Below are 24,434 nucleotides of genomic sequence, written 5' to 3'. Positions count from 1 at the left end.
CGAGGGGCCGTCAGCGAAGGCTGGCGAAGGCGACCGCCGCGGCGGCGGCCACGCCGAGGGAGTCGACGCCGGACCGCATCGGGATGCGGGCGCGCACCCGGGCGGCCCGCTGCGCCTCCGGGGTGAGCCCGGGGCCCTCCGCGCCGAGCAGCACGGCCGTGCGGAGGTGCGCGCGCGGATCCACGTCGGTCAGCTCCACCGCGTCGTCGGCCGGGGTCAGGGCCACGGTGAGGTACCCCGCCTCGTGCAGCCGGTCCAGCGCCGCGGGCCAGTCGGGCAGCACGGCGAACGGCAGCGTCAGCACGTGCCCCATGGAGACCCGAACCGACCGCCGGTACAGCGGATCGGCGCAGCGGGGGTCCAGCAGCAGCCCATCGATGCCCAGCGCCACGGCCGACCGGGCGATCGAGCCCAGGTTCTCGTGGTCGTTCAGCCCCTCGAGCACCGCCAGCCGGCGCGGAGCCGCCGGGTCGGGGCCGGCGAGCAGTTGCCCCAGGTCCGCCGGCGGCAGGCGGTCGGCCGACGCCAGCGCCCCCCGGGTCAGCCGGAAGCCGATGACCTCCGAGAGCACCCACTTGTCAGCCACGTAGACCGCGACGTCGTCGGGCACGCCCAGCGCCTCGACCCGCCCCGGCACCCCGAAGACCGCACGCACCCGGTAGGGCGAGACCAGCAGCCGCTCGATCGCCGCCGTCCCCTCGACGATCACCGGCGCGGTGCCGCGCGGGGCCCCGGCCGGGCGGTCACCGGCCTTGAGGTCGCGGAAGTCGGCCACCCGGGGGTCGTCGGGATCGGTGATGACGACGGGTCCGGGCACGGCGCGATTGTGCCCGGGTGCCCTGCCCCCCGTGCGGGGGAGGCCGCCGTCCAGCAACCGGGAGCGCGTCGGGCATCGCCCTGGGCGCGGCGAACTGGCTGCTCACCCGGCACGTGATCGGACGGCGGCTCCAGCTGCTCGCGACCCGGCTGACCGACGTCGCCGACGCCGTGGGCACGACCGGCCCGACCGACGCGGACCTGACGCTGCCCCCGGGAGCTCCGGACGACCTCGGCCGCACGGCCGCCGCGTTCAACGCCATGCTCGCCGCCCTCGACCGGGAGCGGCGCTTCCGGTCGGTCGTGCACGGGACGAGCGACACCATCTTCCTGATCGACGCCGGCGGCCGGCTGTCCTTCGTCTCGGACTCGGTCGAGGGCCTGCTCGGCCGGCCTCCGGCAGAGCTCCTGGGCGACGGAGCGCGGCGACTCGCCCACCCCGACGACATCGCCCGCATCGCGCCCGGCCCGGCCGGCCCGGACCGGAAGATCGCCGGCGTCTTCGTCGTCCGCGTGCGGCACGGCGACGGCAGCTGGCGGCACCTGGAGATGACCACCTCCGACCGGCGCAGCGACCCGGTGATCGGTGGCCTGCTGCTGACCGCCCGCGACGTCACCGACCGGATCGAGCTCCAGGAGCGCCTGGCCCACCAGGCCACGCACGACGAGCTGACCGCGCTCCCCAACCGGGCCGCGGTCCTGGCCCGTGGAGCCGAGCTGCTCGCCGGCCGTCGCGGGGAGCAGGTCGCCGCGCTCCTGCTCGACCTCGACGGCTTCAAGGAGGTCAACGACACGCTGGGACACGCCTTCGGCGATCGACTGCTCGCCGAGGTCGGTCCCCGACTGCTGCCCCAGGTGCGCGACGTGGACGTCGTCGCCCGCCTGGGCGGGGACGAGTTCCTCCTCCTGCTCCCGGACGTGACCGCCGAGGGCGCCCGCGCTGCGGCGGAGCGGGTCCGCGCGGCCGTGCGCGAACCGTTCCTCGTCGACGGGCTGACCCTCACCGTGGACGGCAGCATCGGGGTCGCGATCTCCGGGACGGGCCCGGCCGACGTCGACTCGCTGCTGCGGCAGGCCGACGTCGCCATGTACGCCGCCAAGGGCCGGCGGAGCGGGGTCGAGCTCTACGACGCGGACGCCGATGCCTGGGAGAACCGGATCCCGGCGCCCCGTTGACGACGGCGATCGAACTCATCTAGCGTTGAGTTCATCAGCCGTTGAATTGAGGAGCCGACATGGACGCCGTCGTCGTCCGGGATCTGGTGGTCGACCGCGGCCGCCGCCGCGTGCTGCACGGGCTGGGGTTCAGCGTTCCGCCGGGCCAGGTGACCGGCCTGCTCGGACCGAGCGGGAGCGGCAAGAGCACGCTTCTGCGGGCACTGGTCGGGGTGCAGCGCGTCCGCGCCGGCGAGGTGACCGTGCTCGGGGAGCCGGCCGGCTCGCCGGGGCTGCGCACCCGCGTCGGCTACGTCACGCAGGCGCCCAGCGTCTACGCCGACCTGACCGTGCGGGAGAACGCCCGGTACTTCGCCGCGCTGTACGGCCGCGGTTCCCGGGCCGCCGACGCCGCGGTGGCCGACGTGGGGCTCGCCGACGCGGCGCACCAGCTGGTCACCGACCTGTCCGGCGGCCAGCGCGGCCGGGCCTCGCTGGCGTGCGCGCTGGTCGGCGAGCCGGAACTGCTGGTGCTCGACGAGCCGACCGTCGGGCTCGACCCGGTGCTCCGCGTGGAGCTGTGGGAGCGGTTCGCCGCACTAGCCTCCGGCGGCACCACCCTGGCGGTCTCCAGCCACGTCATGGACGAGGCCGCCCGCTGCGACCGCCTGCTCCTGCTCCGCGACGGCGACCTGCTCGCCGACACCACGCCGGCCCGGCTGCGCACCGACGGCCGCTCCGACGACCTGGAACAGGCCTTCCTGAACCTGGTCCGCGCCTCGGAAGGAGTACGGGCATGACCTCCGCGACGGCGATCCGGGTGCTGCGCCAGCTGCGCCACGACCCGCGCACGATCGCGATGCTCCTGGTCGTGCCGAGCCTGCTGCTCGGCCTGCTGCACCTGCTGTGGCGGGACCTGCCCACGCCACCCGGTCAGGTGAGCACGTTCGAGCGGGTGGGCCTGACGATGCTCGGCATCTTCCCGTTCGTCGTCATGTTCCTGGTGACCAGCATCGCCATGCTGCGGGAGCGCACCTCGGGCACGCTGGAACGGCTGCTGACCACTCCCCTGACCCGGTCGGCCCTGCTCGCCGGGTACGGCTGCGCCTTCGGCCTGGCCGCCGCCGTCCAGGCCCTCGTCACCGTCGGGGTGGCGACGACGGTCTACGGCCTGGAGGTCGCGGGGTCGCTCGCCCTCGTCGTGCTCATCGCGGTGGTCGCCGCCGTCCTGGGGGTGGCCCTCGGACTGCTGGCCAGTGCCTTCGCCCGCAGCGAGTTCCAGGCGGTGCAGTTCATGCCGGTGATCGTGCTGCCCCAGTTCTTCCTCTGCGGCCTGCTCGTGCCCCGCGAGCAGATGGCCGGGTGGCTGCAGGCGGTCAGCGACGCCCTCCCGCTGACCTACGCGGTGGACGCGCTGCAGGAGGTGGGACGCTCGACGGAGCCGACCGGCACCATGTGGGTCGACGTCGCCGTCGTGGCGGGAGCGGCCGTGCTGGCGCTCGCGCTGGCGGCCGGCACCCTGCGGAGGAGGACCAGCTGAGCAGCGCGCCCGGCACTGGCGGTACCCGGCGGTCCGGACGGCGCCCCGGCAACCCCGCCACCCGCGACGCGGTGCTCGCCGCGGCGCGGTCGGCGTTCGCGGAGCGGGGGTTCGACGGCGCCACGATCCGCGGCATCGCCGGCGAGGCGGGCGTGGACCCGGCGCTGGTGCACCACTACTTCGGCAGCAAGGACCAGCTCTTCCTCGCCGCCATCGATGCGCCGGCCGACCCGGCCGATCTGCTGCCCCAGCTGCTGGCCGGAGGCAGGGACCAGCTCGGCGAGGGCGTGGTCCGCCTGCTGCTGTCCGTGTGGGACGGGCCGATGCAGCCCGCCGGGCTGGCCCTGGTCCGCTCGGCGGTCGGGAACGAGTGGGGGGCGAAGCTGCTGCGCGAGTTCCTGGTCACCCAGGTGCTGCGCCGCGTCGTCGGCACGCTGGACCTGCCGCCGCGCGAGGCGGAGGTGCGCGGAGCGCTCGTCGCCTCGCAGCTCATCGGTCTGGTGATGGGCCGCTACGTGCTCCAGGTCGAGCCGCTGGCCACCAGCGACCCCGAGGCCCTGGTGGCGGCCCTCGGCCCGACCGTGCAGCGCTACCTCACCGGAGAGGTGGTGCTGCCCGCGTGACCGCCGGTCAGCGACCGCGGGAGAGCCGGGCGATCTGGCGGGCCTGGACGACCAGCCGGCCCTCGGAGTCCCAGATGGTGCAGTCCTCGTCGATCCAGCCGCCGGCGATCTGGCTGGCCCGCGCCTCCGCGAGGCACCAGCCCGGCGCCGGCATCGCGCGGACGAGCACCTGCAGCTGCACCGTCGGGGCCCAGCCGCGCTGACCGATCGCGAACCCCAGCGGCGGCAGCACGTCGGCGAAGGTGAGCAGGCCGAGCGGGTCGGCGGGCCGGCCGTCGACGAACCGGATCCAGGCGCGCAGCACGGGCTCGTCCGAGGGCTCGCCGACCGTCCACCCGGCGGTGGCCGGGTCCAGCCGGCTGTCGACGTGCCGGCTCAGGCCCGGCCGCTTGCCCGGGTCGGGGTTCAGGCGGGCGGACAGGTCCACGCACTCGTCCGGCGGCGGGATGACCGGCATCGGCGCGTCCACGTACTCCGGGGCCTCGTCCCCGAGGGTGGCCGTGGTGGCCTGGACGACGATCGAGGGACCGGCGCCGGAACTGGCCAGCGTCACGACGGAGTGCGCGAGGGTGCGGCCGGCCGCCCCGGGGGTCACCTCGAGGGTGGCGGTGCCCGCCGGGGTGGGCCGCACGTAGCTGGCCGCCACCGCCACCGGGTGCGGGTGCGGGCTCTCGGACACCGCTGCCCGGGCGGCCACCGACAGCAGGTAGCCGCCGTTCAGGATGCCTCCGCCGACCTGCCAGGTCTGGTCGAGATCGGCGAGCAGCGCACCCCCCTCGCCCCGGCGCACCGCGGTCGCGGTGTCGAAGTCGTAGGTCGGCTGGGCGTCGTCAGTCTGCGGCACGCATCACAGAGTGCCAGGGTGGCCGACATGGACTACAAGCACCTCGGCCGCAGCGGCCTCACGGTCTCCCGCCTGTGCCTCGGCACCATGAACTTCGGCTCGCGGACCGAGGAATCCGCCTCGCACGAGATCATGGACCGCGCGCTGGCCGAAGGCGTCAACTTCTTCGACACCGCCAACGTGTACGGCGGCGAGGCCGGCAAGGGCCGCACGGAGGAGGTCGTGGGCAGCTGGTTCGCCCGGGGCGAGCAGCGGCGCGAGAAGACCGTCCTGGCCACCAAGGTCTACGGGAACATGACCGACTGGCCCAACGACACCTTCCTCTCGGCCCGCAACATCGTGCGCGCGTGCGACGCCTCGCTGCGCCGGCTGCAGACCGACTGGATCGACCTCTACCAGTTCCACCACGTCGACCTGCGTTCCCCGTGGGACGAGATCTGGCAGGCCTGCGAGACGCTCGTGGCCCAGGGCAAGGTCCTCTACGTCGGCTCGTCCAACCACGCCGCGTGGCAGATCGCCGCGGCAAACGAGGCCGCGTCCCGGCGGCACTTCCAGGGTCTGGTCAGCGAGCAGTCGCACTACAACCTGCTCACCCGGCACGTGGAGCTCGAGGTGCTCCCGGCGGCGAAGCACTACGGCGTCGGCATCATCCCCTGGAGCCCGCTGGCCGGCGGCCTGCTCGCCGGCGTCCTGGAGAAGACCGAGGGCGGACGCCGCAACGACGAGCGCACCCAGAAGCGGGTCGAGAAGCTGCGCCCCCAGCTGGAGGAGTACGAGGCGTTCTGCCGCGAGATCGGCGCCGCCCCGGCCGACGTCGGGGTCGCCTGGCTGCTGCACCAGAAGGGGGTCACCGCGCCGATCATCGGGCCGCGGACGATGGAGCAGTTGGAGGGCGCCCTGGCGGCCCTGCAGCTGAAGCTGACCGACGACCAGCTGGGCCGGCTCGACGAGATCTTCCCCGGCTACCGTGCCGCGCCGATGGAGTACGCCTGGTGAGGCACGTGGGCGGGCTCGGCGCCCAGCCGGCTCTCCAGCAGTAGCACCTCGCCGACCGGCCAGGCCGGCCCGCGGTAGTCCGCTAGCCGGTCGGTCAGGGTGCCGTCGGCCGGCTGCCCGGGGCGCCACCGGCCCAGCGTGAGGTGCGGCCGGAACGGCCGGTCCTCCACCGGCAGCTCCAGCGCGCGGGCGACCTCGCCCAGCCGGGAAGCCAGCTCGGTCAGCGGGGCGACGTCGCCGTCCAGCCCGGCCCAGGCGACGGACGGGCGGCGCAGCGAGCCGAAGCGGCCCGCACCCGCCAGCCGCAGCCGCATCGGTGGCGCCGCGGCGACCGCGGGCGCCGCAGCCACGGCCAGGTCGGGCAGCACGTCGCGCGGCACGGCCCCGAGGAAGAGCAGGGTGAGGTGCCAGCGCGCCGGATCGGTCCAGCGCGGCGCACCGGGCAGGGCGCGCAGGGGTGCCAGCGCAGCCCGCAGGTGCCTGCGCGCCGCCGCCGGCGGATCGACGGCGAAGAAGAGCCGGGCCGGGCGGTCGGGGTTCAGCCGCCCACCGCCAGGCCGGCCGCCTCCAGCGCGGCGAGCAAGCGGAGCCGCTCGGCGTCCCGCGCCCGTCCCGGCGGCTCGGCCGGCAGCGTGTGCGGCACGCCGAGCATCGTCGCCGCCTCCATCAGCACGTCGTCGCAGGCCGCCTGCAGGCCCCGCCGCCGCGCCATCGGCGCACCGGCCGGGACGAGCGCGAGCTGACGGCGCAACCGGCGGACGTCGGCGGCCACCGCCTGGAGCGGACGCCGGTCGAGGGGCGCTCCGCCGCGCGCCCGGCGGCGGGCGGCGCGCTCGGCCAGCCAGCGCTCGGTCGGCCCGAACCCGACCACGACGGCGCACAGCGCGACGAAAGGGATCCCGAGCAGAAGGAGCGAGCCGGTCATGGCATCTCCGGGCCGTGTCGGACGGACGCCTCCGACGGTACCCCGGCGTCGCCCTGGGGGGCGGCCGATCAGCCGGCCGGTGGCCGGACCTGCACGCCGGGAACCTCAGCCGCGGTCGCCTCCCGCGCGGCACGCGCGTCCGGCGGCAGGACGCCCCGCTCGCCGACCCGCAGGCGGACCCACGGCCGTTCCCGCCGGCGCTCCAGCCGCACCGTCCGGCCGCGGGCGAGGGCGGCACCGGCCAGGGCCGCGGCCAGCACCACGACACCGCCGCCGAGGAGCAGCCCCCAGCGCGGGCCCAGGTGCTCGGCGATGACACCGATCAGCGGAGCCCCGATCGGCGTCCCGCCCATGAAGCACATGAAGTACAGCGCCATGACCCGGCCGCGCATCTGCGGGTCCACGCCGAGCTGGACGAAGCTGTTGTTGGCCACGCTGAACACCAGCGCCGCGGCACCCGTGGGCACCAGGAGCACGCCGAACCAGACGTACCCCGGCATCAGGCCGGTGATCACGGTCAGCACGCCGAAGACCATCGCGGACGCGATCAGGAAGCGCTGCCTCGGCCGGCGGCTGCGCCGGGTGGAGAGCAGGGCTCCGCTGAGCGAGCCGACGGCGAACACCGTGGCGAGCAGGCCGAAGGCCTCGGCGCCCAGGCCGAACTCGGCACGGGCCATCAGCGCGATGGTGATCTGGTAGTTGAAGCCGAAGGTGCCGACGACGAACGCCAGCCCCATGGCCAGCACCAGGTCGCGGTGCGCCCAGGCGTAGGCCGCCCCGGCGCGCAGCTGGCCCTTGCCCCGCGCCACCCGGGCACTGGGGTGCAGCTCGTCGGCCCGCATGGAGCCCAGCGCCAGGATGGTGAAGGCGAAGCTGGCCGCGTTGACGAAGAAGGCGGGCGCGGTGTTGCCCGACGACAGACCGATCAGCAGCCCCGCCACCGACGGGCCGACGAGCCGCGCGCCGTTGAAGATCGTGGAGTTGAGGCTCACCGCGTTGGTGAGCAGCTCCGGCCCGACCATCTCCGAGACGAACGACTGCCGGACGGGGGCGTCGATCGCCGCGGCCGCACCGAGCCCGCTCGCCAGCACGAAGACGTGCCACAGCGCGACCGCGTCGGTGACCACGAGCAGCGCGAGCACCAGCGCGAGCATGCCCATGCAGGCCTGCGAGATCTGGAGCAGCCGGCGCTTGGGGTAGCGGTCGGCGAGCAGCCCGCCGTAGGGGCTCAGCAGGACCGTGGGGGCGAACTGCAGGGCGGTGATGAGCCCGAGGGCCACACCGCTGTCGTCGGTGAGCTGCAGCACCAGCCAGTCCTGGCCGATCCGCTGCATCCACGTCCCGGTCTGGCTGACCAGGTTGGCCGAGGCGTAGCGCCGGTAGTTGGGCACCCGCAGTGCGCGGAACATGCCTGCGCCGCCCCCGGCGTCGCCGGTGCTCCGTTCCGTGCTCGTGGCGGTCACCCGCCGGCCAGCTTGTCGATGATCACGGCCGCCTCGCGGAGCACGGCCCGCTCCTCGGGGTCGAGCTGCTGGAGCTGCCCGGCCAGCCACGCCTCCCGGGCACGTGCCTCGGTCGCGAGCATGTCCTCGGCCGAGCGGGTGAGCCCGATGACGACCTGCCGACCGTCGGTGGGGTGCGGGGTGCGGGTGACCAGCCCCTTGCCCTCCAGCGCGACGACGACCTTGGTCATCGACGGCGGCTGCACCCGCTCGTGGGCGGCCAGCTCCCCCGGGCTCATCGGCCCGTGCCGCTTGAGCGTGGACAGCGCCGAGACCTGGGTGAGCGTCACCGACGTGTCCAGCCGCTGGGACCGCAGCCGGCGCGAGAACCGCATGACCGCGAGCCGGAGGTCGTGCGCCAGCGCAGCGGTGTCCAGCGTCGTCCGACTCACATAGTTAGCTTAGCTCACTAACGGCTCACACGATCTGCTGCAGCGGCTCCAGCGCGAAGTAGACGAGGAACATGGCCGCGATGATCCACATCAGCGGGTGGATGTCCTTGCGCCGCCCGATGACCAGGCGCAGCAGCACGAAGCTGATGACGCCGGCGCCGATGCCGTTGGTGATCGAGTACGTGAACGGCATCAGCGCGATGGTGAGGAAGGCCGGGATGACCAGCGACATGTCGTCCCAGGTCAGGTACCGGATCTGGGTGACCATCAGCGCGCCGACGATGACCAGGGCGGGGGCCGCGGCCTCCGCGGGGACGACCGCCACCAGCGGGGTGAAGAACACCGCCACCAGGAAGAGCAGACCGGTGACGACGCTGGCCAGGCCGGTCCGTGCGCCGTCGGCCACGCCGGCGGTGCTCTCGATGTAGGTCGTGTTGGACGAGACGCTGCCCGCGCCACCGGCGGCGGCGGCGAGGGAGTCGACGAGCAGGACCGGCTGCGACTTCGGCAGGTTCCGCTTCTCGTCCAGCAGGTCGCCCTCGGCGCCGACGGCGGTGACGGTGCCGACGGTGTCGAAGAAGTCGGCGATCATGATCGAGAAGACGATGAGCAGGGCGGCGAGGATGCCGATGCGCTCGAACCCCCCGAACAGCGAGAAGTTCCCGAGCAGCGAGAGGTCCGGGCTGCTGACGACGTCGTCGGGCAGCTCGGGCACCTGGAGCCACCAGCCGCGCTCGTTCTCACCGGCGTCCCCGAAGCGCGGGCCGATGTCCGCGATCGCCTCCACGACGATCGCCAGCACGGTGGTCGCGACGATGCCGATCAGCAGCGCGCCCTTGACCTTGCGGACGACGAGCACGGCCATGAGCAGCAGACCGACGACGAACACCAGCGTCGGCCAGCCGGCCAGCTGTCCACCGACGCCGAAGCTGATGAGGGGGTTGCCCGGGCGGATGATGCCGGCGTCGGCCAGCCCGATGATGGTGAGGAAGAAGCCGATGCCCACCGCGATCGCGGTCTTCAACTGCGGCGGGATGGCCTCGAACACCGCGCGCCGGAAGCCGGTGAGCACCAGCACCGTGATGAGCAGGCCCTCGAGCACGACCAGGCCCATGATCTCGGGCCAGGACAGCTGGGTGGCCGCGAAGACCGCGACGATCGCGTTGATGCCCAGCCCGGTGGCCAGCGCGAACGGGTAGCGGCCGACGACGCCCATGAGGATCGTCAGCGCACCGGCCAGCAGGGCGGTGACCGCGGCGATGGAGCCGAACGGGAGCACCGTGCCGTCGACGTCGGCGCCCGGGACGTCGCCGGGGCCCGCGATGCTGGTCAGGATGATCGGGTTGAGCACCACGATGTAGGCCATCGTGAAGAACGTGGTGAGCCCGCCGCGGACCTCGCGGGTGACCGTCGAGCGCCGGGCGCTGATCTCGAAGTAACGGTCCAGACCGTTCTTCGGCTTGATGCGCGGACCCTCGCTGCGGCGCGGCGTGGTCGGCGGGGTGCCCGCGGACACGTCGGCCGGCGTGTCCCCTGTGGTGGCGGCGGCCCGGGCGCCGGAGGCGGGGTGGGACGTGTCGGACAAGGCGTTCTCCCGGGACGTGGTGGGCATCGAGCGGCGACAGAGTGCCACAGCCCGCGCCGATCGAGCCGACTCCGTGACCGACCCGACACCTCCCCGGCCCCGCGTGCCCTAGGGTCTTCCCGTGCCGAGCCCGACCAAGCAGGCCCCTCCCCCGCTGCAGGTGGACACCGCGCGGGTGGTCCTCGTCGGCATCGGGCTCTGGGCGGTGGCCCTCGTCGTCGTCCTGCTGCTGGGCGACCGGGTCGACCGCATGTGGACCTGGACCTGCCTGGCCGCGATCGGCCTCGCCGTCCTGGGCCTGGCGATCATGCGCTGGCAGGGACAGCTCGGCCGCAAGGACTGAGGCCGGAAGGGTCGAGACTGGACGGATCGACCCGACCACCGGTGCGCGGCGAGTGGGCCCGGAGGGTCCGGGCAGCCGTGACGGGCGCGCTCAGCGCCAGTGGGGGACGGCACGTGGCCGCGGTGTCATCCGGAGGATGACGGTGTCACAGCACGTCGTAGGTGCCGGTGTCGTAGCGGGCGGTGTGGACGACCTCGGTGTCGTCGGCCGGCACGAGCGTCGCCTGGCTGTGCGCGCCGCAGCCGTAGTCGGCGGTGACGACCCGCCCGTCCGCGGGGGCGTAGGCGTTGCCGCAGGCGCCCACCCGCTGCCGGAGCGATCCGGCCAGCGGCAGGTAGAACCCGCACGTGGCGCACGGGCCGGGAGCCGAGCGCGCCATCGCGGAGCCCGGGCCGAAGTCGCCGTCGCCCCAGCGGGTGACCGCCTCGGCCCGGCCCTCGGCGGACATCACGCGCTCCCGCCCCAGGCCCAGCTCGGCTGCGACGACCCGGCCCTCGGGGTCGTCGGCGGAGTCGTCGTCGGCGGTGTATGCCGGCACCAGCCGGTGGTCGTCCTCCGTCGAGGGCAGCACGTCGCCCACGGAGAGGTCGCCGGGACGCAGCCGCTCGTGCCACGGCACCCACGCGGGCGCCAGCAGCGCCGACTCGCCGGGCAGCAGCACGACCTCGTCGACGGTGACCGTGTCGTCGCCGGGCACGGTCGCGAGCGTCACGGCCCAGTGCCAGCCGACGTAGCCCGGCTGCCGGCTGGCGAAGGTGTGGGTCGCGGTCGCGCCGAGCGCCTCGGCCGGCACCTGCCCGGTGACCGGGAGGTCGACCTCGGGCTCGACCCCGAGGTGCTCGCCCACCAGTCCGGGGTCACCGGCCGTCTCCTCCGCCGCCGCGCGGGCCTGCTCGACCGCGGCCACCTCCGTGAGGGAGCCGGGGAGGGTCGTTCCGGGCCGGGGGGAGGAGAAGGGATCGGACACGACCGCCATCGTCCCAGAGGACGCCGCCGGGTGGGAGCCGGACCCTCCGCGAGGCAGCGGACCGCCGCGACCGCCGGGTGCGGCACCATGGGGAGCGTGTCCGCCTCCCGCCGTCCGCCCGGTGTGCGTCGGCGGACAGCGCTGACCCGCCGGACGGGCCCTCCCCCACCGGACCGGGCCGACACCACCCCCCTGCACCGGCCGCCGACGACGCCGATGCCCGCCGCCGTGCCGCCGCCCGGGGGCGCGCCGCCGCCCGGGGGCGCGCCGCCGCGCGTCACCGTGACCCGGGTGGCGATCTCCCGCAGCCGCGAGCTCTCGCGCGCGGCCGCCCGCCGGGTCCAGGCCGCCAGCCGGGCCGACGGCGCCGAGGCCAGCGGGCTCAGCCGGCTGCTCTGGGTGAACGCCCTGCACATGGCCGGGGACGCGCTGATCGCCGTCTCGCTGGCCGGCACGCTGTTCTTCGCAGCCACGACCGACGCCCAGCGCGGCAACGTGGCGCTGTACCTGCTGGTCACCATGGCGCCGTTCGCGGTACTCGCGCCGGTCATCGGGCCGCTGCTGGACAGGCTGCAGCGCGGCCGGCGGTGGGCGCTGGCCGCCAGCTCGCTCGGCCGGGGGGTGCTGGCCCTGTTCATGGCGGCGCACTACGACGACCTGCTGCTGTACCCGGCGGCACTAGGCATCCTGGTCCTGTCGAAGGCGCACAACGTGCTGCGCGCCGCCGTCGTCCCCCGCGTCCTGCCGCCGGCGCTGTCGCTGACCTCGGCCAATGCACGGTTGTCGGTGTTCGGCCTGGCCACCTCGGGGGTGGCCGGCGCGTTCGGCGCCGGGGTGGCGTGGGCCTTCGGGTTCCCCCCGGAGCTGTGGGTGACCGCCGCGGTCTTCGCCGTCGCCGGGGTGCTGGCCGCACGGTTGCCCCGGCACGTCGACGTCCCGGCCGGCGAGCTGCCGGCGGACGTCCTGAGCACGGCGGAGATCCCGGTGCCCGGGCGCCGGCGCCGCCGGGTGAGCCCGCACGTCGTCATGGCCCTGCGCGCCACGGCGGCCCTGCGCGGACTCACCGGCTTCCTGACGATCTTCCTGGCGTTCCTCGTCCAGGCCGAGTTCGCCGACGGGTGGACCGCGACGCTGGCGCTCGGCGGCGTGGCCGTCGCCGCGGGCGCCGGCAGCTTCCTCGGCACGGCCGCCGGGTCCCGGCTGGGCACCGCCGCACCCGACCGGGTGGTGCTGGTCGCGGCGGGCACGGCGGCGGCCGTCACCGTGCTGGCGGCGATCTTCTACGGCTTCGGGATGGCGGTGCTCGTCGCGGGCGTCGCCGCCGTCACCAACGCCCTGGGCAAGGTGTCCCTGGACGCCATCATCCAGCGGGAGGTGCCCGAGAACCTGCGTGCCTCGGCGTTCGCCCGCTCCGAGACGTTCCTCCAGCTGGCGTGGGTGGCCGGCGGGGCGCTGGCGATCGCCCTCCCGACGACCGGCTGGATCGGCTTCACCGTCGCCGCGGCGCTGCTGGTGCTCGCCGTGGGCCTGGTGCTCTGGAGCCTCGCCGGTGGCCGCCGCTCCCCCGCGCCCGCGGACGCCCCGACGACCCCGGTGGGGCCGCAGTGGACCTGAGACGGACGACGGCGGTGGGCGTGCTCCCCGCCCTGGTGCTGCTGCTCGCCGGCTGCGCTTCCGCCGACGAGGGTCCGGGGCAGGTGCGGGTGCAGGCCGGGGCCCAGGACGTCACCGCCCAGGCGGTCCAGGGCTGCGAGGACGGCGAGGAGGTCCGCTACGACACGACCCCGCCGATCGTCGAGGTGTCCCCCGACGCCGACATCACCCTCACCGTGCCGGAGTCGGTCGCCGAGCGCGGCTGGGGCGTGCAGGTCTTCGACGAGCGGCTCGAGGAGCGCCTGGGCACCGTCGACGTGCCCGCGGGCGAGGACCGGTTCGCCGGCATCAACAGCTCCGACGTCGTCCCACCGGCGTTCTACCTGCTCGTCGTGGAGGACAAGGGCGGCGACTGCGGGGTGTGGTCGCGCGCGTGGCCGGTCGGGTTCATCCGGGCCGGCGGCGACCTGGGTGGCGCCCCGTCGTCCGAGGCGCCACCGGCGGGTTAGGCCTCCAGGTCCGCGGCGACGGCGCGCAGCACGGAGCCGATCTTGCGGGACTCCGCGCGGTCGGGGTGCCGGCCGTGGCGCAGCCCCTCGCCGACGTCGTCGAGCAGCTTGATCAGGTCCTCGATGATCGGGATCAGCTCGTCGGGCTTCTTCCGGCTCTTCGCGGCGACGGTGGCGGCCACCGACGGCAGCGGGTCCAGGACGCGCACCTGCAGGGCCTGGTCGCCCCGCTTGCCCGCGACGATGCCGAACTCCACGCGCTGACCGGGCTTGAGCTCCTCGGTGCCGGCCGGGAGGGCGTCCTTGTGCACGAAGACGTCAGGGCCGTCCTCGCGCGCGAGGAAGCCGAAACCCTTCTCAGGGTTGAACCACTTCACTTTCCCGGTGGGCACGTCAGATCCTCAGTTCCTCGCTGGCGGGACTTGCTCCGCCTCAGGTTAGTGCCGTGGCGTCGTCGGGGACGACGCCCAGGCGGCCGAGCAGCTGCAGGAACACCACCGCGAAGTCGTTGCCGGCGACCTGCCGTGCCACGAGCGGCCAGTCGACCTGCTCGCGGAGGGCCCGGGCGACGGGCAGCATGCGGGCGAAGTCGCAGTAGTGCTCGTCGAGGGTCATCAGCTTGGTGATCACGATGTCGGTGGCGGCCAGCACCGGCATCTGCACCGACAGGACGGGCAGGACGTCGGCGCGGTCGATCAGGGCGGTCTCGACGGGCTCCCCGCAGGTGCGCCACAGCACGTCGACGAACACGTCGTCGCGCACCACCTTCAGCAGCCAGTCCTCGGCCGGGTCGACCACCTGGAGGCCCGCGTCCGCCAGCACCTTGGCCGTGCGCTCGGCCTCCGCCGCGGGGACGAGGAAGTCGGCATCGTGGTCGGGCTCGGGAGCTCCGCGCACCCAGGCGGCGTAGCCGCCGCAGAGGGCGAAGGGGACGCCGCCCTCCTTGAGCGCGACCGCCGTGCGCTTGAGGAGGTCACGGACGTTCTCGCGGAGGTCGTCGACGGCGGGGCTCGGCACGGGGTGCCTGCTACCCGCTCGCGGCGGGATACGCACGGTAGATCCGCGGTGGCCGGGGCACTGCACTCCTCGTGCGCATCGCCAGCTTCAACATCCTGCACGGCCGCTCCCTCGACGACGGACGGGTCGACGTCGACCGGCTGGCCTCGGCGGTGAAGACCCTGGACGCCGACGTGCTCGGCCTGCAGGAGGTCGACCGCGACCAGCCCCGCTCGCTGGGTGCCGACCTCACCGCCGTCGCCGCCGAGGCGATGGGTGCCGTCGACTCCCGGTTCGTCGCCGCCCTGTCGGGCACGCCGGGCGGCACCTGGATGGCCGCGACGAGCGAGGACCAGCCGGGGTCGGCCAGCTACGGGATCGCGCTGCTGTCGCGCTACCCGGTCCTCTCGTGGCGGGTGGTCCGGTTGCCACCGCTGCGGGCGAGCGTGCCGCTGTGGTCGCCGCAGACCAACCGGCCGTTCCTCGCCCGCGACGAGCCCCGGGTGGCGGTGGCCGCCGTGCTGGACGGGCCGTCGGGGCAGTTCACCGTCTGCAACACGCACCTGTCGTTCATCCCGGGGTGGAACGGCGCGCAGCTGCGCCGGCTGGTGCGCTCGCTGGAGGGCGCCCAGGAGCCGCTGGTGCTGATGGGCGACCTGAACATGCAGCGCCGGAAGGCGGCACGCTCCAGCGGCCTGGTCCCCATCGCGGAGGTGCCGACCTTCCCGGCGGGACGGCCGGTGCGGCAGCTCGACCACGTCCTGGTGCGCGGCCCGCTGCACGCCACCGGGCCGGCGGAGGCAGTGGCGCTGCCGCTGTCGGACCACCGCGCGCTGGTGGTCCCCTGCGCGATGGGCTGACCTGCGGACACCGGTCCCCCGCGCGAGGGGCTGACCTGCGGACGCGGGTCGCGCAGCGGTGCGACCCGGTAGATCATGTCGCCATGGCACGCACCGACACGACGCGCATCTTCACCCTGCTCGCGACCGTGGTCCGCGTCGTCGCGTCGGTGATCGGTGCGCTGATCGTCGCCCACGCGGTGTTCGTGTTCTTCGAGGCGAACCCGACGAACCCGCTGGTCGAGTTCACCGCCGGGATCCGCGACAGCTTCGGCTGGTTCACCAAGGACCTGTTCCAGCCGTCGGACCCGAAGATCGGCGAGACGATCAACGACGCGCTGGCCGCCCTGATCTGGGTGGTCGCCGGCAACCTGATCTCGAAGCTGATCGTCCGGATGGCGCCCACCTCGAGCGCGAAGGCCTGAGGCGGGCGCCGGACCGGCTCAGCGGTTCTCGGGCAGCTGCACGCCGGCGCGGTTGGGCTTGTCCGTCGGGTGGGCGTAGCGCACGTGCTCCACCGGCATCGGGAAGCCGTGGTCCTGACCGAACGGCGAGAGCCCCCCGGCCACGGACGCCGAGAGCTCGGTGAGCGGCGGGCCGCCGTCCTCCGACTCGCCCCAGGTGGGCTCGACCAGGTGGGCGTTCTTCGCGTTGCGCTTGGACATGCGGCCCATCTTCCCCGATGGCGGGTCCGCACCGCACGGCGCCGGTCCGGGGGCGCGTCGTAACGTGGACCGGATGGCCACCGCCCCTCCGCCGACGCTCGCCGCCTGGCTGCGCACGCGCGACGACGCCCAGCTGGGTGCCCTGCTGGCCGCCCGGCCCGACGTCGCCCGCCCCGCGCCCACGGACGTCGTCGCCCTCGCCGGCCGGCTGGCCGTGCCCGTGTCGGTGGACCGCGCGCTGGACGAGCTCGACGCCGGGACGCTCCAGGTGCTCGACGTGGTGCTGCTCGCACCCACCGACGGCCTGGCGCCCGACGAGCTGGTGGCCGCCCTGCCCGAGGTGCCCGGCGACGTGCTCGACGCGGCGCTCACCGCGCTGACCGACCGCGCGCTGCTGTGGGGCGACGAGGTCCTCCGCGCCTCCGATCCGGTGCGCCGCGCGGTGCGGCACCCGGCCGGCCTGGGCCGCCGGGCCGTCGACCTGCGGGTGCAGCTGCCGGCCGACCTGCCCTCGACGCTGGCCGCGCTGTCCGACGAGGAGCGCTCGGTGCTGGAGCGGCTCGCCGGGGAGCGCCCGGTGGGTCACCTGCCGGAGGGCGCAGGTGGAGCGGACTCCCCGGCCCGCCGGCTGCTGCAGCGCGGCCTGCTGGCGCGCATCGACGCGCTGAACGTGGAACTGCCCCGGGAGATCGGGCTGCACCTGCGGGGCGACCGGCCCTACGGTCCCCCGCGCCTGCGCCCGGAGCCGGAACTCCTCGCCGCCGATCCGACGGCCGTGGACCGCCGGGCCGCCGGTGCGGCGCTGGAGTCGGTGGGCCGGGTCGGCGAGCTGCTGGCCCTGCTGGAGGACGAGCCGGCCGGGCTGCTGCGCAGCGGCGGGGTCGCCGTCCGCGACCAGAAGCGCCTGGCCCGCGAGCTGCACGTCACCGAGCCCGAGGCGGCCTGGCTGCTGGAGCTGGCGTTCGCCGCCGGACTGCTGGACGTGGGCGGACCGCACCGCGACGAGTGGCTGCCCACCCGCGGCTACGACGTCTGGCGGGAGCAGGACCTCGCCGACCGCTGGGCAGTGCTGGCCGCGGGCTGGCTCGCCGGCATCCGGCTGCCGGCGCTGGTCGGTCAGCGGGACGTGGCGGGCAAGTCGGCCAACGCGCTGTCCCCCGACCTGGTGCGGCACACCGCACCGGCGATCCGCCGCTCGGCGCTGACGGCGCTCGCCGCGTACCCCGCCGGCTCGGGCCTGGCCGCCGACGACCTGGTGGCGCTGCTGCGCTGGCGCACCCCGCGCCGAGCCGACCGGCTGGCACCGGTGCCCGGCATGCTGGCCGAGGCCGCGCGGCTGGGCGTCCTGGTGCAGGGCGTCCTCTCCTCCGGCGGGCGCGGGCTGCTCACCGCCGGCGAGGACGGCGCGGCCGTCGGCATGCGCGGCCTGCTCCCCGAGCCGGTCGACCACGTGCTCGCCCAGCCCGACCTCTCGCTGATCGCGCCCGGCCCCCTGGTGGCCGAGCTCGCCGACACCCTCGCGGTCGTGGCCGACGTCGAGTCCTCCGGTGGCGCCACGGTCTTCCGCGTCTCCGAGGCCAGCGTCCGCCGGGCACTGGACGCCGGCTGGTCGGCATCGGACCTGCACGACTTCTTCACCCGCGCCTCGCGCACCCCGGTCCCCCAGGCGCTGGACTACCTGGTCGACGACGTCGCGCGCCAGCACGGCCGGCTGCGGGTCGGCGCCATCGAGAGCTACGTGCGCTCCGACGACCACGGCCTGCTCGCCCAGGTGCTCGGCGACCGGCGGACCGCGCCGGCCGAGCTGCGCCGGCTGGCACCCGGCGTGCTGGTGAGCGGGCTGGCCGCCGACGAGGTGCTCACGGTGCTCCGCGAGGCCGGGTACGCGCCCGCCGGCGAGAACCCGGGCGGCGCCGTACTCACCCGCCCACCTGGCCGGCCCCGCGCCGCCGGCCGCCGGACGGGCGGGACCGAGGCCCCGTCGGCTCCGCGTCCGCTGACCGCCGAGGAGGTGGCCGCCACCGTGCGGGAGATCCGCGCCGGGGACGCCGCGGTCGCCGCCCGCCGCGGCGAGGCGGTGCGGCAGGTGCCCGGTGTGACGACGGCGTCGACGCTGGAGCTGCTCTCGCGGGCCGTGCGCGAGGGGACGCCGGTGTGGCTGGGCTACGTCGACGCGCAGGGCAGCGGCAGCCAGCGGGTGGTCCAGCCGGTGTCGCTGGTCGGCGGCTTCCTGCAGGGGTTCGACGAGCGGCGGGGCGAGAGCCGGACCTTCGCCGTCCACCGCATCACCTCGGTGGCGCTGGTCGAGCAGGACGACGCCCCCGTCCCGGGCTGAGGCATGCTGCCGGGATGGTTGATCCCGTGAGCATCCAGGAACGCCTGGTCCCGCAGCTGACGTGCTTCGGCTGCGGGCCGGCCAACGACCGCGGGCTCCGGCTGCGCAGCCACCCCCGCCCCGACGGCGTCGTCGCGACCTTCGTGCCGTGGCCGGAGCACGACAACGGGCTGGGGTACCTCAACGGCGGGATCATCTCCACGCTGCTGGACTGCCACAGCGCGGCGGCGGTGCTGCACGAGGCCGACCTCCGCGGCTTCGAGCCCCTGGCCGGTGCCGCGCTGCCGTACGTGACCGCCGGGCTGGACGTGCGGTACCTGCGGCCTGCCCCGCTGACCGAGCCGGTGTCGCTCCTGGCGGTGGTCACCGACGGCGACGACGCGCAGATGACGGTGGAGGTGCAGCTGCACTGGGACGGCAGGCCCCGGGCCACGGCGGTCGCCTCCTGGAAGCGCTGGCGCCCGCGGACCTGAGGGGAAGGGGCTGTCGTCCTGCGGCGTTACCGTGGTCAGTCCGGCGCGCAGGTCCGCGCCGAAGCCCCCGAACGAAGGACGCTGACGCGTGTCTGACGGCCCCCTGATCGTCCAGTCCGACAAGACGCTGCTGCTCGAGGTCGACCACCCGCTGGCCAAGGAGTGCCGGGCGGCCATCGCCCCGTTCGCCGAGCTGGAGCGCTCGCCCGAGCACGTGCACACCTACCGGGTCACCCCGCTGGCGCTGTGGAACGCGCGCGCCGCCGGGCACGACGCCGAGCAGGTCGTCGACGCGCTCGTCCGCTACTCGCGCTACCCCGTGCCGCACGCGCTGCTGGTCGACGTCGCCGACACCATGGACCGCTTCGGCAGGCTCACCCTGGCCAACAACCCGGTGCACGGCCTGGTGCTCACCTCCTCGGACCGCGCGGTGCTCGAGGAGGTCGTCCGCTCGAAGAAGGTCGCCCCCATGCTGGGCGCCCGCATCGACTCCGACAGCGTGATCGTGCACGCCGCGGAGCGCGGCCGGCTCAAGCAGGCGCTGCTGAAGATCGGCTGGCCGGCGGAGGACCTCGCCGGCTACGTCGACGGCACCGCCCACCCGATCCACCTCGACCAGGCCGACTGGCACCTGCGGGACTACCAGCAGGAGGCCGTCGACGGGTTCTGGGCCGGCGGCTCGGGTGTCGTCGTCCTCCCCTGTGGTGCGGGCAAGACCCTGGTCGGCGCGGCGGCGATGGCCGAGGCGAAGGCGACCACGCTCATCCTGGTGACCAACACCGTCGCCGGCCGGCAGTGGAAGCGGGAACTCATCGCGCGCACCACGCTGACCGAGGAGGAGATCGGCGAGTACTCGGGCGAGCGCAAGGAGATCCGCCCGGTCACCATCGCGACCTACCAGGTGATCACCACCCGCCGGAAGGGCGAGTACATCCACCTGGATCTCTTCGACGCCCAGGACTGGGGACTGATCGTCTACGACGAGGTGCACCTGCTGCCCGCGCCGATCTTCCGGCTCACCGCCGACCTGCAGTCCCGCCGCCGGCTGGGCCTCACCGCCACGCTGGTGCGCGAGGACGGCCGGGAGGACGACGTCTTCTCCCTCATCGGGCCGAAGCGGTACGACGCCCCGTGGCGGGACATCGAGGCGCAGGGCTACATCGCGCCGGCCGAGTGCATCGAGGTGCGGGTCTCGCTCGACGACGAGGAGCGGATGACCTACGCCGTCGCCGAGCCCGAGGAGCGGTACCGCATCGCGGCCACCGCGCAGTCGAAGCTGCCGGTGATCCGCCGGGTCCTGGAGCGGCACCCCGACGAGCCGTCGCTGGTGATCGGCGCCTACCTCGACCAGCTCGAGGAGCTCGGCGCCGCGCTGGACGCCCCGGTCATCCAGGGGTCGACGACGAACAAGGAGCGGGAGCGGCTGTTCCAGGCGTTCCGCACCGGCGAGATCCGCACGCTCGTGGTGTCCAAGGTCGCGAACTTCTCCATCGACCTGCCCGAGGCCGCGGTCGCGGTGCAGGTGTCGGGCACGTTCGGGTCGCGGCAGGAGGAGGCGCAGCGGCTCGGGCGGCTGCTGCGACCGAAGGCCGACGGGCGCCAGGCGCACTTCTACAGCGTCGTCAGCCGGGACACCCTCGACAGCGAGTACGCCGCGCACCGGCAGCGCTTCCTCGCCGAGCAGGGCTACGCGTACACGATCGTCGACGCCGCCGACCTGGCCGGCCCGGGCGAGGTCAACGGGCCCGACTGGGTGGACGAGTCCGCCGACTGACCGGTCGCCTCACCCGGGCCCGGCCAGCCGGTCGACGTCACCCACCGGGACGACGCCCTCGGCGCGGGTCCGGGCGACGGGATCGACGCTGACGAGGACGTCGGCCTGCAGGCGGGTGAGGGCCAGGTACTCGGCGTCGGTCGTGGAGTCCAGGCCGTGCTCGCGGGCGATCGCCCACGCGACCTGCCGGGAGACGCGATCGCCGAGCAGCCGGATCTTCACCGCCGTCGTCGCGGCGTGCCGCGCCAGGGCCTCCTTCTCGGTGAGCTCGCCCCGGCGGACGGCCGCGAACAGCAGCTCGAGCGCCTGCGAGCGGAGGACCTGTGGCGCGACCAGATGGTGACCGGACGCCACCGGGACCTCCTCGGCGACGAGGTGCAGCAGCGTGGGCGCGTCGATCACGAATCGCGTCATGCGGCCGCACCGTAGCGGCGTCGCGCCGCCCGGCCGAGACCCGCGTCACTCCCGGGTGGTCGTCGAGCCGTAGGTTCCGGGCCGACCGGTCCGATCGCACCCGAGAGGCACACCCGTGGACGAGATCCAGCAGCTGCTCGCCGAGAACGAGATCCGCACCCTGGTCGCGCGGTACGCGCAGTACACCGACGACGCCCGGATCCAGGAGTGGACCGAGCTCTTCGTCGAGGATGCCCGCATGGAGGCCGGTGGGCAGCCGATGGAGGGGCGGCCGGGGCTGACCGAGTGGATCACCGCCGTGACGTCGAGCATGAAGCTGCGGCACATGATGGCCGGGGTGACCGTCACCGTCGACTCGGCGACCGAGGCACACGGTGTGGCGGACATGATCCTGCTCGCGGCGGTCGAGGGCTCCTGGATCATCGCCGGCGCCCCGCGCTACGTGGACCGCTACGTGAAGACCGACGACGGCTGGCGCTTCGCCGAGCGGATCCTCGAGGACCGGAAGGCCTGACCCGGGCGCAGACGTCCGTGCGCCTGCCGCGGACGAGGTCAGGGTCCGGGCGCGGTCAGCTCCAGGCCCATGAGCACCTCGTCGCGGCGGCCGTGCGCCGTGAACTGCAGCGCGCCCGGCCACCGCCCGGCCACGGTCCAGCCGAACCGGCCGTAGAAGTCCTCGAGCCCCATCCCACCCCGCACCTCCAGCCGGAGCGAGTCCAGGCCGAGGTCGTCCCGGGCCGACCTCGCCAGCTCGACCAGCAGCGCCCGGCCCACGCCGGTCCCGCGGGCCGGGACGGCCGTCTGCACGTGCGTGACGCGCGCCCAGTGCGCCGTCACGGGATCCGCGTTGCCGGTCAGCAGCAGCCATCCGGCCAACTCGTCGCGGCGGGTGGCCGTCAGCAGGCGGCACAACCGCGGATCGAGTGCGTCCAGCAGCCGGTCGACAGCGGGGGCGATGTCGTCGTCGGAGACCGGGACCTGTTCGGCGAAACCGACCGCCCCACCGTCGTTCACCACGTCGCGCCAGCAGCCGATCAGGTCCGCGCGCAACCCCCCGGGTAGCTCGTCCGCCGAAGTGAACCAGCGGAGGTCGAGGTCGGCGCGCCCATCCACCGGGACAGGGTCGCAGCACACCCTCGGGGCGGCTGGGAACGTCGTGACCGGCGGGGCGTGACGTATCCGTCCCTCACAGGATGGCCAGGACCACAGGACTCGCCGTCGCGGTTGTATCCGCGCAGGTCAGCGGCTTGCCCGCGACCCCTATACGTCGCTGGGGACGAGGCGCGCGGCAGGACCCGGGTTGGGCGTGTTGCTCCTCCGGCAGCCAAGATGGACCCCGACATGGGGAGTGCAGCACGCGCGGAGACGTTGAGCCCGCAGACGACCAGCCGGCCGCTCCGAGCGTGGCAGCAGGCTGCGCTCAGCCAGTACGAGGAGCAGTCCCCCAAGGACTTCCTGGTCACCGCGACGCCCGGCGCCGGCAAGACCACGTTCGCGCTCACCCTGGCCTCGCGGCTGCTCGCCCGGCGCGAGGTGGCGCGGGTCGTCGTCGTCTGCCCGACCGACCACCTGCGCATGCAGTGGGCCGACGCCGCCGACGCGATGGGCATCGTGCTGGATCCCGGCCTGACCAACGCCGTCGGCCCGGTCCGCGCCGGCACGCAGGGCTACGTCACCACCTACGCGCAGGTCGCGGGCAAGCCGATGCTGCACGCCGCGCGGTCCACCTCGGTCAAGACGCTGGTGATCCTGGACGAGGTGCACCACGCCGGCGACGGCCTCTCCTGGGGCGAGGCGGCCGAGGAGGCGTTCGGCATGTCCGCTCGCCGGCTCTGCCTGACCGGGACGCCCTTCCGCACCAAGCCCGACGAGCGCATCCCCTTCGTCCGGTACGAGGAGGACAGCTTCGAAGGGGACGACGGCGAGGGTGGGATCGGGCTGGTCAGCCGGGCCGACTACACCTACGGCTACAAGGAGGCGCTGGCCGACAACGTCGTCCGCCCCGTCGTCTTCGCCGCCTACACCGGCACCTCCCGCTGGCGGAACTCCGCCGGTGAGGTCGTCGCCGCCTCGCTCTCGGAGGCCGGCACACGGTCGGTGGAGATGCAGGCCTGGCGCACCGCGCTGGACCCCAAGGGCCAGTGGGTGCCGCACGTGATCGCGGCGATGGACGACCGGATCACCCACCTGCGCGAGACCGGCATGCCCGACGCCGCCGGGCTGATCCTCGCCAGCGACCAGGACGACGCCCGCGCCTACGCCAAGATCGTCCGCCGGGTCACCGGCAAGGCCGCCGAGCTGATCCTCTCCGACGACCCGAAGGCGTCGAAGAAGATCGAGCGCTTCGCCACCGGGTCCGCGCGGATCGCCGTCTGCGTGCGGATGATCTCCGAGGGCGTCGACGTCCCGCGTGCCGCCGTCCTGGCGTGGATGACCTCGTACCGGACGCCGCTGTTCTTCGCCCAGGCCGTGGGCCGCGTGGTCCGCTCGCGGTCGCCGCACGAGTCGGCGACGGTCTTCCTCCCCGCGGTGCGCCCGCTGCTGTCGCTGGCCGCCGCCATGGAGGAGCAGCGCAACCACGTCATGCCGCCACCCCGCAGCCAGCCCGACGAGGAGCTCGAGGCGCTCGACCTGCCGCCGCGGGAGCCGAAGGAGGGCGAGATGAAGCAGTGGGAGGCCCTGGAGGCCGACGCCCGCTTCGCCCACGTGCTGCACAGCGGGACGGCGCACACCGGCGCTGGTTCCGCCCCCACGGTCGTCGTCGGCGAGGAGGACGAGGAGTTCCTCGGCATCCCCGGGCTGCTCACCCCGGCGCAGACCGCGGAGTTGCTGTCCAAGCGGGACGACGAGCTGCGGCTGCGCATCGCGCAGAGCCACCGGGACCACGCCGAGGACTTCATGGTCGTCGAGGACCACCCCGACGAGGACGACGCCGGCCGCTCCTGGCGCGACGCCGCCGAGCTGCGCCGGGAGATCAACAAGCTGGTGAACCGCGTGGCGGCGCGCACCGCGCAGCCGCAGGCCGTGGTGCACACCCAGCTGCGCCAGTCGGTGCCCGGCCCCCCGTCGGCGTCGGCGTCGGTGGACGTGCTGCGCGCCCGCCGGGAGCGCCTCCGCACGATGCTGTGACATCGCGGCCCTCCGGACC

At 74.5% G+C, this 24,434-nt stretch carries 28 protein-coding genes; 15 read left to right on the top strand and 13 right to left on the bottom strand.

What is annotated here, in order from left to right; translation table 11 throughout:
• Positions 1-10: 10 nt before the first annotated feature.
• Positions 11-817, bottom strand: a complete 807-nt coding sequence (locus ACI793_RS02205; protein WP_456604718.1) for a TrmH family RNA methyltransferase — start codon at positions 815-817, stop codon at positions 11-13.
• A 17-nt stretch (positions 818-834) separates the two neighbouring features.
• Between ACI793_RS02205 and ACI793_RS02200 the strand changes: the two genes are divergently transcribed.
• The 4 genes from ACI793_RS02200 to ACI793_RS02185 all read left to right on the top strand — a co-directional run bounded on the left by ACI793_RS02200 (position 835) and on the right by ACI793_RS02185 (position 4,134).
• Positions 835-1,992, top strand: coding sequence for a diguanylate cyclase domain-containing protein (locus ACI793_RS02200; RefSeq protein ID WP_456604717.1), 1,158 nt, complete (start codon positions 835-837; stop codon positions 1,990-1,992).
• A 59-nt stretch (positions 1,993-2,051) separates the two neighbouring features.
• On the top strand, positions 2,052-2,771 hold the full coding sequence (locus ACI793_RS02195; protein ID WP_456604716.1) for an ABC transporter ATP-binding protein: 720 nt from the start codon (positions 2,052-2,054) through the stop codon (positions 2,769-2,771).
• Positions 2,768-3,511, top strand: coding sequence for an ABC transporter permease (locus ACI793_RS02190; RefSeq protein WP_456604715.1), 744 nt, complete (start codon positions 2,768-2,770; stop codon positions 3,509-3,511). The genes ACI793_RS02195 and ACI793_RS02190 overlap by 4 nt, the downstream gene beginning before the upstream one ends.
• Positions 3,512-3,582: 71 nt before the next feature.
• Positions 3,583-4,134 carry a TetR/AcrR family transcriptional regulator gene (locus ACI793_RS02185; protein ID WP_456604714.1) on the top strand — a complete coding sequence of 184 codons (552 nt, stop codon included), beginning with the start codon at positions 3,583-3,585 and terminating at the stop codon, positions 4,132-4,134.
• Between the two features lie 7 nt (positions 4,135-4,141).
• On the opposite strand, the gene ACI793_RS02180 is transcribed toward ACI793_RS02185, so the two are convergent.
• The gene (locus tag ACI793_RS02180) at positions 4,142-4,978 is read right to left on the bottom strand and encodes a thioesterase family protein (RefSeq protein WP_456604713.1); all 837 of its coding nucleotides are present in this window, start codon (positions 4,976-4,978) and stop codon (positions 4,142-4,144) included.
• 27 nt (positions 4,979-5,005) lie between these two features.
• On the opposite strand from ACI793_RS02180, the gene ACI793_RS02175 reads away from it, so the two are divergent.
• A complete protein-coding gene (locus tag ACI793_RS02175; RefSeq protein WP_456604793.1) occupies positions 5,006-5,974 on the top strand; it encodes an aldo/keto reductase in 969 nt (322 codons plus the stop codon).
• Here the strand turns inward: ACI793_RS02175 and thpR are convergent.
• The 5 genes from thpR to ACI793_RS02150 all read right to left on the bottom strand — a co-directional run bounded on the left by thpR (position 5,941) and on the right by ACI793_RS02150 (position 10,378).
• Entirely contained in the window at positions 5,941-6,516 is a 576-nt protein-coding gene (thpR, locus tag ACI793_RS02170; protein ID WP_456604792.1) for an RNA 2',3'-cyclic phosphodiesterase, read from the bottom strand. The genes ACI793_RS02175 and thpR overlap by 34 nt on opposite strands.
• Positions 6,513-6,899, bottom strand: coding sequence for a hypothetical protein (locus tag ACI793_RS02165; protein ID WP_456604795.1), 387 nt, complete (start codon positions 6,897-6,899; stop codon positions 6,513-6,515). Before ACI793_RS02165 ends, thpR begins: the two co-directional genes overlap by 4 nt.
• A 68-nt stretch (positions 6,900-6,967) precedes the next feature.
• The gene (locus ACI793_RS02160) at positions 6,968-8,362 is read right to left on the bottom strand and encodes an MFS transporter (protein WP_456604712.1); all 1,395 of its coding nucleotides are present in this window, start codon (positions 8,360-8,362) and stop codon (positions 6,968-6,970) included.
• A complete protein-coding gene (locus ACI793_RS02155; RefSeq protein ID WP_456604711.1) occupies positions 8,359-8,793 on the bottom strand; it encodes a MarR family winged helix-turn-helix transcriptional regulator in 435 nt (144 codons plus the stop codon). Before ACI793_RS02155 ends, ACI793_RS02160 begins: the two co-directional genes overlap by 4 nt.
• A gap of 25 nt (positions 8,794-8,818) precedes the next feature.
• Complete coding sequence (locus ACI793_RS02150; protein WP_456604710.1) at positions 8,819-10,378, bottom strand: NCS2 family permease; 1,560 nt, start codon at positions 10,376-10,378, stop codon at positions 8,819-8,821.
• Positions 10,379-10,499: 121 nt separating this feature from the next.
• Here ACI793_RS02150 and ACI793_RS02145 point away from each other — a divergent pair, with 121 nt between their 5' ends.
• A complete protein-coding gene (locus ACI793_RS02145; protein ID WP_456604709.1) occupies positions 10,500-10,721 on the top strand; it encodes a DUF2530 domain-containing protein in 222 nt (73 codons plus the stop codon).
• A 145-nt stretch (positions 10,722-10,866) separates the two neighbouring features.
• Here the strand turns inward: ACI793_RS02145 and ACI793_RS02140 are convergent, their stop codons facing one another.
• The gene (locus ACI793_RS02140; RefSeq protein ID WP_456604708.1) at positions 10,867-11,697 is read right to left on the bottom strand and encodes a DUF3027 domain-containing protein; all 831 of its coding nucleotides are present in this window, start codon (positions 11,695-11,697) and stop codon (positions 10,867-10,869) included.
• 282 nt (positions 11,698-11,979) lie between these two features.
• On the opposite strand from ACI793_RS02140, the gene ACI793_RS02135 reads away from it, so the two are divergent.
• Both ACI793_RS02135 and ACI793_RS02130 read left to right on the top strand, forming a co-directional pair.
• Positions 11,980-13,302 carry an MFS transporter gene (locus tag ACI793_RS02135; RefSeq protein ID WP_456604707.1) on the top strand — a complete coding sequence of 441 codons (1,323 nt, stop codon included), beginning with the start codon at positions 11,980-11,982 and terminating at the stop codon, positions 13,300-13,302.
• A gap of 14 nt (positions 13,303-13,316) precedes the next feature.
• Positions 13,317-13,790, top strand: a complete 474-nt coding sequence (locus ACI793_RS02130; protein WP_456604706.1) for a DUF2771 family protein — start codon at positions 13,317-13,319, stop codon at positions 13,788-13,790.
• Here ACI793_RS02130 and ACI793_RS02125 read toward each other — a convergent pair.
• Together ACI793_RS02125 and ACI793_RS02120 are read right to left on the bottom strand one after the other, a co-directional pair.
• A complete protein-coding gene (locus ACI793_RS02125) occupies positions 13,787-14,182 on the bottom strand; it encodes a cold-shock protein (RefSeq protein ID WP_456604705.1) in 396 nt (131 codons plus the stop codon). The genes ACI793_RS02130 and ACI793_RS02125 overlap by 4 nt on opposite strands.
• Before the next feature lie 40 nt (positions 14,183-14,222).
• Entirely contained in the window at positions 14,223-14,807 is a 585-nt protein-coding gene (locus tag ACI793_RS02120; protein ID WP_456604704.1) for a hypothetical protein, read from the bottom strand.
• 71 nt (positions 14,808-14,878) lie between these two features.
• On the opposite strand from ACI793_RS02120, the gene ACI793_RS02115 reads away from it, so the two are divergent.
• A complete protein-coding gene (locus ACI793_RS02115) occupies positions 14,879-15,646 on the top strand; it encodes an endonuclease/exonuclease/phosphatase family protein (RefSeq protein WP_456604703.1) in 768 nt (255 codons plus the stop codon).
• Between the two features lie 83 nt (positions 15,647-15,729).
• The gene (locus ACI793_RS02110) at positions 15,730-16,050 is read left to right on the top strand and encodes a hypothetical protein (RefSeq protein ID WP_456604702.1); all 321 of its coding nucleotides are present in this window, start codon (positions 15,730-15,732) and stop codon (positions 16,048-16,050) included.
• 18 nt (positions 16,051-16,068) lie between these two features.
• On the opposite strand, the gene ACI793_RS02105 is transcribed toward ACI793_RS02110, so the two are convergent.
• Positions 16,069-16,290, bottom strand: a complete 222-nt coding sequence (locus ACI793_RS02105; protein ID WP_311344623.1) for a hypothetical protein — start codon at positions 16,288-16,290, stop codon at positions 16,069-16,071.
• Between the two features lie 73 nt (positions 16,291-16,363).
• Between ACI793_RS02105 and ACI793_RS02100 the strand changes: the two genes are divergently transcribed.
• The 3 genes from ACI793_RS02100 to ACI793_RS02090 all read left to right on the top strand — a co-directional run bounded on the left by ACI793_RS02100 (position 16,364) and on the right by ACI793_RS02090 (position 20,872).
• A complete protein-coding gene (locus ACI793_RS02100; RefSeq protein ID WP_456604701.1) occupies positions 16,364-18,625 on the top strand; it encodes a helicase-associated domain-containing protein in 2,262 nt (753 codons plus the stop codon).
• A gap of 14 nt (positions 18,626-18,639) precedes the next feature.
• Positions 18,640-19,098 (top strand): PaaI family thioesterase, encoded by a 459-nt coding sequence (locus ACI793_RS02095; RefSeq protein ID WP_456604700.1) that lies wholly within the window; start codon positions 18,640-18,642, stop codon positions 19,096-19,098.
• Between the two features lie 88 nt (positions 19,099-19,186).
• Entirely contained in the window at positions 19,187-20,872 is a 1,686-nt protein-coding gene (locus ACI793_RS02090; protein WP_456604699.1) for a DNA repair helicase XPB, read from the top strand.
• 9 nt (positions 20,873-20,881) lie between these two features.
• On the opposite strand, the gene ACI793_RS02085 is transcribed toward ACI793_RS02090, so the two are convergent.
• Positions 20,882-21,286, bottom strand: a complete 405-nt coding sequence (locus tag ACI793_RS02085) for a hypothetical protein (RefSeq protein ID WP_456604698.1) — start codon at positions 21,284-21,286, stop codon at positions 20,882-20,884.
• Between the two features lie 115 nt (positions 21,287-21,401).
• Between ACI793_RS02085 and ACI793_RS02080 the strand changes: the two genes are divergently transcribed.
• Positions 21,402-21,800 carry a nuclear transport factor 2 family protein gene (locus tag ACI793_RS02080; RefSeq protein WP_456604697.1) on the top strand — a complete coding sequence of 133 codons (399 nt, stop codon included), beginning with the start codon at positions 21,402-21,404 and terminating at the stop codon, positions 21,798-21,800.
• Positions 21,801-21,838: 38 nt separating this feature from the next.
• On the opposite strand, the gene ACI793_RS02075 is transcribed toward ACI793_RS02080, so the two are convergent.
• On the bottom strand, positions 21,839-22,399 hold the full coding sequence (locus tag ACI793_RS02075) for a GNAT family N-acetyltransferase (RefSeq protein ID WP_456604696.1): 561 nt from the start codon (positions 22,397-22,399) through the stop codon (positions 21,839-21,841).
• A gap of 228 nt (positions 22,400-22,627) precedes the next feature.
• On the opposite strand from ACI793_RS02075, the gene ACI793_RS02070 reads away from it, so the two are divergent.
• Positions 22,628-24,415: a DEAD/DEAH box helicase gene (locus ACI793_RS02070; RefSeq protein WP_456604695.1), complete on the top strand. Its 1,788-nt coding sequence runs from the start codon at positions 22,628-22,630 to the stop codon at positions 24,413-24,415.
• Positions 24,416-24,434 lie beyond the last annotated feature (19 nt).

It is taken from the genome of Blastococcus sp. SYSU DS0617 (assembly GCF_054051075.1).
The sequence above is the reverse complement of the archived record's forward strand: the minus strand, read 5'-3'. Positions and strand labels throughout refer to the sequence as shown.